General features: G+C 67.8%; 7 protein-coding genes and 1 tRNA gene. 3 read left to right on the top strand and 5 right to left on the bottom strand.

Annotated features, from left to right (window positions below):
• From VTU_RS26710 to VTU_RS0109675, 5 genes are all read right to left on the bottom strand, one after another.
• On the bottom strand, positions 1 to 693 hold a 693-nt coding region (locus tag VTU_RS26710), incomplete at its 3' end, for a GntR family transcriptional regulator (protein ID WP_010103680.1).
• Positions 690 to 1583, bottom strand: coding sequence for an ABC transporter permease (locus VTU_RS0109690; RefSeq protein WP_010103678.1), 894 nt, complete (start codon positions 1581 to 1583; stop codon positions 690 to 692). The genes VTU_RS26710 and VTU_RS0109690, both read right to left, overlap by 4 nt.
• Positions 1580 to 2479 carry an ABC transporter permease gene (locus VTU_RS0109685; RefSeq protein ID WP_010103677.1) on the bottom strand — a complete coding sequence of 300 codons (900 nt, stop codon included), beginning with the start codon at positions 2477 to 2479 and terminating at the stop codon, positions 1580 to 1582. Before VTU_RS0109685 ends, VTU_RS0109690 begins: the two co-directional genes overlap by 4 nt.
• A 30-nt stretch (positions 2480 to 2509) precedes the next feature.
• Positions 2510 to 3796: an ABC transporter substrate-binding protein gene (locus tag VTU_RS0109680; RefSeq protein ID WP_010103675.1), complete on the bottom strand. Its 1287-nt coding sequence runs from the start codon at positions 3794 to 3796 to the stop codon at positions 2510 to 2512.
• 59 nt (positions 3797 to 3855) lie between these two features.
• Positions 3856 to 4941, bottom strand: a complete 1086-nt coding sequence (locus VTU_RS0109675) for an ABC transporter ATP-binding protein (protein ID WP_010103674.1) — start codon at positions 4939 to 4941, stop codon at positions 3856 to 3858.
• A gap of 189 nt (positions 4942 to 5130) precedes the next feature.
• Between VTU_RS0109675 and tilS the strand changes: the two genes are divergently transcribed.
• From tilS to VTU_RS0109660, 3 genes are all read left to right on the top strand, one after another.
• Positions 5131 to 6105 carry a tRNA lysidine(34) synthetase TilS gene (tilS, locus tag VTU_RS0109670; protein ID WP_029554256.1) on the top strand — a complete coding sequence of 325 codons (975 nt, stop codon included), beginning with the start codon at positions 5131 to 5133 and terminating at the stop codon, positions 6103 to 6105.
• Between the two features lie 59 nt (positions 6106 to 6164).
• On the top strand, positions 6165 to 7433 hold the full coding sequence (locus VTU_RS0109665) for an aspartate kinase (RefSeq protein ID WP_010103672.1): 1269 nt from the start codon (positions 6165 to 6167) through the stop codon (positions 7431 to 7433).
• 53 nt (positions 7434 to 7486) lie between these two features.
• A tRNA-Ser gene (locus VTU_RS0109660) sits at positions 7487 to 7579 on the top strand.
• Positions 7580 to 7742 lie beyond the last annotated feature (163 nt).

Below are 7742 nucleotides of genomic sequence, written 5' to 3'. Positions count from 1 at the left end.
AGCGCCGCCGGGTGCAGGCGTGAAATCCAGCCGGGTTTCGATGCGCAGCAGATGCGCCCGCATGAGGCGGCCCGCTTCCCGCGGGTCGCGCAGGCGGATCGCGTCGATGAGCGCCCGGTGCTCCCGGCAGCCGCAGACCGTGGCCTCTTCGCGTGCGTGCGCGTGGCTGGGGCTGTAGCTCATCAGGATGAGCGAAGTGCGCGACACCAGTTCGCGCAGGATGCGCTCGAGCGTCCGCTGGCCGGCCGCCTGCGCAATGCGCAGGTGAAAGTCGCCCGAGAGGCGGATCGCGCGGCGCATGTCGCCGCGGGTGCGCGCGGACTCCTCGTCGTCGGTGCAGGCGCGCAGCGCGGCGATGTCCGCGTCCGTGGCGTGGGCGATGAATAGCTCCACCAGGCGCGGCTCGAGCAGGCGGCGGGTCTCGAAGACCTCCTGCGCCTCCTGCGGCGTGGGCTGTGCGATACAAGCGCCCCGATGGGGCGTGAGCCGCACGACCTGCTCGTTCGCGAGCCGCACCAGCACCGGCCGCACGCGCGTGCGCGACACGCCAAAGGCCGCAGCCAGCCGGTCCTCCACCAGCTTGGTACCGGGCGGCAGGCGGTGATCGAGCATGGCCGAGACCATGCGCTGGTACATCTCGTCGTCGCTCAGCGCGGCGCGGCGCGTGCGCGGGCTTGTCTTGTTCGCGGTCATGGCGCCGTTTTTACCCGGTTCTTGCGGCGCTCCAGGGCCCATGCGAGTGCCAGCGTGATTCCCAGCACCGCGAACGACACCCCGGTGATGAGCGTTCCCAGCGCGTAGATGCTGGGCGTGGTCACCGTGCTCGTCAGGCCCTGGAGTTCCAGCGGCAGCGTGTTCACGTCGCCGATGGCCTGCGAGGTGCGGGCGATCTCGTCCCAGCTGAGCGTGAAGCCGAACATGGCGATCCCCACCACCGAAGGCGCAATCAGCGGCAGCACCACGTGCGCCGCGCTCTGCCAGGGTGTGGCGCCCAGGTCGCGCGCGGCCTCCTCGTAAGCCGGGTCGAAGCGGTTGAATACGGCGAACATGATGAGCAGGCCGAACGGCAGCGTCCACGTCAGATGCGCGCCCAGCGCCGAGGTAAACAGTCCGAGCGAACTGCCATAGTCTTGCAGCGTGCCGTCCATGCCCAGCCATTGCAGGGCGGATTTGATGGCACTGTCGATCAGCCGGAACTCCAGCCCGATGCCCAGCGAAACGATGATCGAGGGCATGATGAGGCTGGCCACCACGATGAAGAACAGCGCGTCGCCGCCCGCGAGCCGCTTGCGGAACGCCAGGCCCGCGGGCACCGAGAGCGCCACGGTGCACAGCATCACGGCCGCGCCCAGGCCCAGCGAGCGCCCCAGCGCCGCGCCGATGTCCACCACGCCCAGCCCCTCGGCCAGCTTGCGGAACCAGTGCAGCGACACGCCGCGCAGCGGGAAGCTGAGTCCGCCCTCGGGTCCCTGAAAGCTCAGGACGAAGATGACCAGCATGGGCCCGTACAGGAACAGTACGAACAGGCCAAAGAAGAGGGCCAGCGGCCAGAAGCTGGCGGGACGGGCGGGGTGCGTCGTCATAGTTCCTTGCGGATGTCCACGAGGCGCGTGAGGCCCCGGATGATCATGAGCACCACGGCCAGCAGGATCACCGCATTCGCCGCCGCCAGCGGAAACTGCAGGTACGAGGTCTGCACCTGGATGATCTTGCCGATGGAGGCGATCTGCTGGCCGCCCATCACGCCGATGGTGACGAAGTCGCCCATGACGATGGTGAGGATGAAGATCGAGCCGATGACGATTCCCGTGCGCGAGAGCGGGACGATGACGTTCCACACGGTCTGCCAGCCGCTCGCGCCGCTGTCGCTGGCGGCCTCGAGGAGGCTGCGGTCGATGCGCATCATGCTGTTGAAGATGGGCACGATCATGAACATGGTGTACAGGTGCACGAAGGCCAGCACCACGGAGAAGTCGGAGAACAGCAGCCACTCGATGGGCGCCTCGATGGCGTTCAGCCCCATGAGCGTCTGGTTCACCAGGCCGTTGCGCCCGAGCAGCGGCACCCACGAGATCATGCGGATCACGTTCGAGGTCCAAAACGGGATGGTGCACAGCACGAAGAGCAGCGTCTGCGTTCCCGGGGAGCGCACGTGAAAGGCCAGGAAATAGGCCACGGCAAAGCCGACCAGCAGCGTGATGAGCCACACCAGAACACTGAACTTGAGCGTGCTGTAGTAGGTCTTGAACGCCACGCACTGGCTGGGCGCCGTGCCGCAGCCCTCGAAGATCGACAGGTAGTTCCTGAAAGTGAAGCCGGGCAGCAACTCGTATTCGTTGAAATCCCAGAAGCTGACCATGGCGATCAGCAGCAGCGGGATCAGGAAGAACAGCGCGAACACCAGCGCGAACGGCGCCGCCTGCCACCAGGCGGCGATGCCGCGCCCGGGGGCGGGGGGCGAAGCGGTCGGCTTGCTCATGCGGCGGGACCGAATGGCCTGCGAGGGGCATCAGGCGGCGACGAATTCATGCCACTTCTGGACCATGTACGTGTTCTCGTCCATGAGCGCGTTCCAGCAGGCGATGGCGCCCATGCGGGCCTCGTAGCTGCCGCCGTCGCGCACCGTGCCGGCCTTGGCCTGCACGTCGCCATGGGCGTTGCGGATGTCCTGCGCGGCGGGTTTGCCCTCCATCCAGTAAGCCCATTCGTGGGCCTCCATCTTCGCCTTCGCGGTCTCCAGCACGGCGCTGTAGTAGCCCTGGCGGTTCAGGTAGGCGCCGACCCAGCCGTCGAGGAACCAGTTGACGAACTCGTAGGCGCCATCGAGCTTGCGGCCCGCGAGCGTGGCCGGCAGGCCAAAGCCGGCGGCCCAGGCGCGGTAGCCCTCCTTGAGCGGCTGGAAGTTGCAGGCAATGCCCTTGGTGCGCACGGCGGTCACGGCCGGGCTCCACATCGACTGGATCACCACCTCGCCCGCAGCCATCAGATTCACCGACTCGTTGAAATCCTTCCAGAGCGCGCGAAACTGCCCCTGCTTCTTGGCCTCGATCAGGGTCTTGACCGTCAGATCGATCTCCTTCCTGGTCATATTGCCCTTGTCGGGGTACTTGTACAGGCCCATGGCCTCGACCACCATGGCCGCGTCCATGATGCCGATCGAGGGAATGTTCAACAGGGCCGCCCGGCCCTTGAACTCGGGGTTGAGCAACTCGGCCCAGGATTCGATGGGGCGCCGGATCAGGTCGGGGCGGATGCCCAGCGTGTCGGCGTTGTACACGGTGGGGATGAGCGACATGAACTGCGTGGGCGCCGGGGCGAACTTCCGGGAGTTCTCGCCCTCGAGATAAATCACCTTCTTCGGCGCCGTGCCCTGCTCGCCCACGGCCTTGCCCGCCACCTTGCCGGTGGTGAGCAGCGGGGTGATCTTGTCGGCGTTTTTGATGCGGCGGGTGTCGAGGCCCCGCAGGTTGCCGGTGGGAACGATCTTCTTGAGCGAGAAATACTCGGTGTCGATCAGATCGAAGCTGTTCGGCATGGTCACGGCGCGCTTGGTCACGTCGTCGGTGGTCACGGCCACGTACTGGATCGCGATGCCGGTGTCGGCCTTGAACCGCTCGGCGATCGCCTTGTCCTGGTTCACCGCCGTGCCCAGGTAGCGCAGCACGATCGCTTCCTGCGCATGGATCGCCGGAAACACGCCAGCGGCCAGAATGCCCGCCGTGCCCTGGAGCAGCGCGCGGCGTTGTACGCCGGCGGTGCCGGAAACGGGGCGGGGAGGGGGCGCAGGGGTGGACATGGGGATGGGCTCCTTGGTTTGCGAGAGGGAATGGGTGAGAGAAAGCTTGGCGCGGCCGCCTACGGTGCGGCCTGCGCCGTGGCCGGGGCGCTTGGCCCGAGCGCATGCGCCTGCGCTGGCGTCCAGTGCAATTGCACCGCCTGCCCCGCCTGGTAGGGGCGCGCGAGAAACGCGGCCTCGGGCAGCAGGACCGAGTACGCCGCCGCGGCGTTCGCGCAGCGGGCGGCACCCTGTTCTTGCAGGCCCAGCAGCACGTAGGCACCCTGGTACTCCACGTCGCTCACCACGGCGTGCAAGCGGGGCAGGTCTCCGGGCAGATCGGCCTCGGCGGGCGCCACCTGCAGATGGTCGGTGCGCACCGCCACCTTGCCTGCGGGGGTATGGATCACGTTGTGCCCGCCCATGAAGCGCGCCACGAACTCGCTTGCGGGCCGGTTGTAGACCGCGTGCGGCGAGCCCACCTGCTCGATCACGCCATGGCTCATCACCACCATGGTGTCGGCCAGGGCCATCGCCTCCTCCTGCGAATGGGTCACGTGGATGAACGTCAGGCCCAGCTCCTTTTGCCAGCGGCGCAGTTCGGCGCGCATTTGCAGGCGCAGGAACGGGTCCAGCGCCGACAGCGGCTCGTCCAGCAGCAGCACGCGCGGCCCGGTGATCAGGGCGCGCGCCAGCGCCACGCGCTGCTGCTGCCCGCCCGAGAGCTCCGCCGGCTTGCGCTCGGCCAAGTGCCCCATGGCCACGCGGTCGAGCAGATCGCGCGCCCGGGCCTGGCGCTCGGCCCGGCCAAGCCCCTTCATCTTCAGGCTGAAAGCCACGTTGTCCAGCGCCGAAAGGTGCGGGAACAGCGCGAAGTTCTGGAACATCATGGCCGTTCCGCGCGCGGCCGCGGGCAGTCCGGTGATCTCGCGGTTTTCCAGCACGATGGCGCCGCTGCTCACCGCCTCGTGCCCCGCAATCATGCGCAGCGTGCTGCTCTTGCCGCAGCCCGAAGGGCCCAGCAGGCAGCAGTAGCTGCCGCTGGCGACGCGCAGGTCGATGGCGTCGACCGCCGGCCGGCCCTCGGCGTAGCGCTTGGTGAGCGCGATGAGTTCGATGGCCGCAGGGGCTGGCGCGGGGGAGGGGGCTTGCACGGGCAATGGCATGGGAAAAGTGCACGCAAGCTCTGTGCCAATTTGTACGCAATTTCACCTTGTCCCGAGGTCGCGGCGCGGGAGGCCCTGAACGGGTGAGCCCGGCCCCGTCCCGTGATAATCGGCGCCCATGCGCATCCGTCTCGTGGACACCGCCGTCGGGTCTTGGCCGCCGTCTGCGGGGGCGGGGAGGCGCTGGGCGTGACGCAGGCATTCGACGCCGCGATGCGCGCCTTTGCGCCGGCCCTTCCCCTGGCCGTGGGTCTGAGCGGCGGCGCGGATTCGACCGCTCTGCTGCTGGCCTGCGCGCGGCGCTGGCCAGGGCGGGTGCGGGCCGTCCACGTGCACCATGGCCTGCAGGCAGCGGCAGAGGGCTTCGAGCGGCATTGCATCGCCCTGTGTCAGGACTTGGACGTGCCCCTGACGGTGCAGCGGCTCGACGCCCGCCCGGCCCCGGGGCAGAGCCCCGAAGACGCTGCGCGCCAGGCCAGATACCGGGCCTTCGAGGCGCTGGCGCTGGACCGCCGTGCACAACGGGACGCCATGCAGTCCATGGCCCTCGCGCAGCACGCGGACGACCAGGCCGAAACCCTGCTCCTGGCCCTGTTGCGCGGCGCCGGGGTCGCGGGGCTGGCGGCCATGCCCGCGCGCTGGGAACGCGCCGGGGTGGTGTGGCACCGTCCCTTGCTGCAAGTGGCTGGCGCCGACGTGCGCCAGTGGCTGCGCGCGCAGGGGCAGGACTGGGTGGAAGACCCGAGCAACGCCGACGAGCGCTTCACCCGCAACCGCATCCGCGCGCGGCTCTCGCCCGCGCTGGCGGCCGCTTTCCCGGCATTCCGTGACACGTTTGCGCGCTCCGCGGCGCATGCGGCGCAGGCGGCGGAACTGCTGCTGGAGCTTGCGCAGCAGGACCTGGAGCGGGTGGGCACGCCGCCGCAGATCAGCTTGTTGCAGGAATTGAGCCGCGCGCGGCAGGCGAACGTGCTGCGCCACTGGCTGCGCACGGCGCACGGCACCACGCCCGCCGCCGCGCAACTCGGTGCATTGCTCAACCAGGTGCAGGCCTGCACCACCCGGGGGCACGGCATCCACATCAAGGTGGGGCGCGGCTTCGTCGTGCGCTGCGGGGCAGGACTCGATTGGTACAATCCGCAGGCTTTGCTCTCTCCTGGCTAGCGTGCGCGCGAAAACGGTGACCAACCTGCGCTGCGGCTGCGTCACCCCAAGAAATTCCCATGGCATTCATCGTTCATAAATACGGCGGCACCTCGATGGGCTCGCCCGAGCGCATCCGCTGCGTCGCCAAGCGCGTCGCCAAATGGGCGCGTGCAGGCCACCAGATGGTGGTGGTACCCAGCGCCATGGGCGGCGAAACCAACCGCCTGCTGGCGCTGGCCAAGGAACTCGCCCCGGCACGCGCCACCGATGCCTACCACCGCGAACTCGACATGCTCGCCGCCACCGGCGAGCAGGCCTCGTCGGCGCTGCTCGCCATTGCGCTGCAGGCCGAGGGCATGGGCGCGGTCAGCTACGCCGGCTGGCAGGTGCCGATCCGCACCGACAACAGCTACACCAAGGCGCGCATCGAATCGATCGACGGCCAGCGCGTGCGTGCCGATCTGGCCAACGGCAAGGTGGTCATCGTCACGGGCTTTCAGGGAATCGACGACGAGGGCAACATCACCACGCTGGGCCGTGGCGGCTCCGACACCTCGGCCGTGGCCGTGGCGGCGGCCATGGGGGCGCAGGAGTGCCTGATCTACACCGACGTGGACGGCGTCTACACCACCGACCCGCGCGTGGTGCCCGAGGCCCGCCGCCTGCAGACGGTGAGCTTCGAGGAAATGCTCGAAATGGCCAGCCTGGGCAGCAAGGTGCTGCAGATTCGCTCGGTCGAATTCGCGGGCAAGTACAAGGTGCCCATGCGCGTGCTGTCGAGCTTCACGCCGTGGGACATCGACATCGACGCAGAAGCCAAGTCCGGCACGTTGATCACTTTTGAGGAAGACGAAAAAATGGAACAAGCCGTCGTATCCGGGATCGCCTTCAACCGCGACGAGGCCAAGCTCTGCGTGCTGGGCGTGCCGGACAAGCCGGGCATCGCGTACCAGATCCTGGGCGCCGTGGCGGACGCGAACATCGAAGTTGACATGATCATCCAGAACGCCAGCAAGGACGGCAGGACCGACTTCAGCTTCACCGTGCACCGCAACGACTACGCGCGCGCCGTGGACCTGCTCAAGGAAAAAGTGGTCCCCGCGCTCGGCGCACAGGAGGTGGTGGGCGACGCCAAGATATGCAAGGTCAGCATCGTCGGCATCGGCATGCGCAGCCACGTGGGCGTGGCGAGCAAGATGTTCCGCACGCTGAGCGAGGAAGGCATCAACATCCAGATGATCTCCACCTCCGAAATCAAGACCTCGGTCGTGATCGATGAGAAGTACCTGGAACTCGCCGTGCGCAGCCTGCACAAGGCATTTGAACTGGACCAGCAGGCCGCCTGAGCGCAAAGGAATGCACCGGAAATTCCTTTGAAATAAGGCATAATCCCCCGACTGGAAACGTGACCGAGTGGCCGAAGGTGCTCCCCTGCTAAGGGAGTATGGGGTGTAGAGCCTCATCGAGGGTTCGAATCCCTCCGTTTCCGCCAAAACCGATCCATGACGATCCCCCAAAGCCCCGCACAGTCCCCGTGTCGGGGCTTCTTTTTTGGGACATCGTCCATGAATCGCCAGGGACTTTTCTCCGTTGTCGCGCGCGCGACGCCGCCGGCCTTGGCGCTGCTGCTCGCGGCTTGTGCGCAGGGTCCGTGG

Source organism: Verminephrobacter aporrectodeae subsp. tuberculatae At4 (genome assembly GCF_000193225.1).
In the GTDB taxonomy this organism is placed as follows: Bacteria; Pseudomonadota; Gammaproteobacteria; order Burkholderiales; family Burkholderiaceae_C; genus Acidovorax; species Acidovorax aporrectodeae.
This window is presented reverse-complemented; position numbering and strand designations above follow the sequence as displayed.